Origin of the sequence: Streptomyces sp. NPDC004647, from assembly GCF_040609575.1 — a bacterium.
GTDB lineage: Bacteria > Actinomycetota > Actinomycetes > Streptomycetales > Streptomycetaceae > Streptomyces.
In genome coordinates this window covers 1-1,413 of sequence record NZ_JBEXKU010000215.1, presented here as the reverse complement: position 1 = coordinate 1,413, position 1,413 = coordinate 1, and the positions used below count along the sequence as shown (strand labels likewise).

The 1,413-nt window shown below is 66.9% G+C and carries 1 protein-coding gene; it reads left to right on the top strand.

What is annotated here, in order from left to right; all coding sequences use genetic code 11:
* Positions 1–5: 5 nt before the first annotated feature.
* On the top strand, positions 6–1,271 hold the full coding sequence (locus tag ABZW18_RS34760) for a tyrosine-type recombinase/integrase (RefSeq protein WP_356195519.1): 1,266 nt from the start codon (positions 6–8) through the stop codon (positions 1,269–1,271).
* Positions 1,272–1,413 lie beyond the last annotated feature (142 nt).

The window sequence follows — 1,413 nt, the reverse complement described above, 5'->3', positions numbered from 1 at the left end:
GCCTGATGGCGGGTCACATCCAAGACCGCTGGTACACGACCACCACCGGCCCGGAAGGGAAGCCGACCAAGGTCAAGACCGACCGCCACAGCGTCGGCCTGCGTTACCGCGCCCGCTACATCGGCCCCGACGGGACTGAGAAGAGCAAGTCGTTCCCCGACGGACAGAAGCGCCTGGCTGACAGGTGGCTCGCGGAGATCGAGGCTGACATGTCGCGCGGCCAATACATCGATCCCCGCGCCGGACGCATCACCTTCCGGCAGTACGCGGAGAAGTGGCTCGCAACGCAGACAACGAACGTGAGCACCCGGGACATGGTCGAGATGCGGCTCAGGCGGCACGCCTATCCGTATCTCGGCGCACGTCCCCTCGGCTCGTTCCAACCCGGACACATTCGGGACTGGGTGCACGCACTGGAACGGGCCGGGGTGGCTGGCTCGTACGGCCGCACGATCTACGCCAACGTGCGGGCGGTTCTGTCGGCCGCCGTGGACGACGGCCATTTGAGCCGTAATCCGTGCGACGCCGGAACCGTCCGGGCTCCGGCCATCGAGCCGAAGCGGCTAGTTCCCTGGCAGGCCGAGCGCGTTTTCGCAGTGCGCGCTGGCCTTCCTGAGATCTACCGGCCCATGGTCGACCTGGCCGCCGGGTGTGGTCTGCGGCAGGGAGAGGTGTTCGGCATCGCCGAGGACGCCCTGAACTTCCAGGACGAGTCGCTACATGTTCTGCGACAGGTCAAGCTCGTGCGAGGTAAGCCGGTGTACGCCCCGCCCAAGTGCGACAAGCTGCGTGACGTACCGCTGCCTCGCACCGTGGCCGACGCTGTGCGCGCACACATGGAGAAGAGCCGGCCGACCGCCGTGACCCTCCCGTGGCTGCGACCAGACGGACGGCCCGTGACGCATCGCCTGGTCTTCACCACACGAAGTGGGGCCGCTGTGCGGCGGGAGAACTTCAACGTCGACGCGTGGAAGCCCGCCCTGGTCGCCGCTGGCGTCATCCCGGAGCCCGAGCGAGGAAAGCGGCACGTATCCGCCCGGGAGCACGGCATGCATGCCCTCAGGCACTTCTACGCCTCCGTGCTGCTCGATGCGGGTGAGAGCATCCGGGCGGTGAGCGAGTACCTGGGACACGCCGATCCGGCACTCACGCTGCGGGTCTACGCGCACCTGATGCCAAGCAGTCGGGCACGTACACGGCGTGCGCTCGATACCCTCTTCCAGGGCTCTGACCAGGGGCGAGACGGCCCAGAGACGGCCCGAGCGTCATGAGTTGGCTCCCACCAGTGGGAAAGCGCTGGTGGGAGCGCCAACCACTTCGTTGGCACTCTAGTTGACTGAGTGCTAACTGCGTCATAGTGTCGGCATTGGCACTCTCGACCAGGGAGTGCCAGCACAAAGCGACGGGCAGATC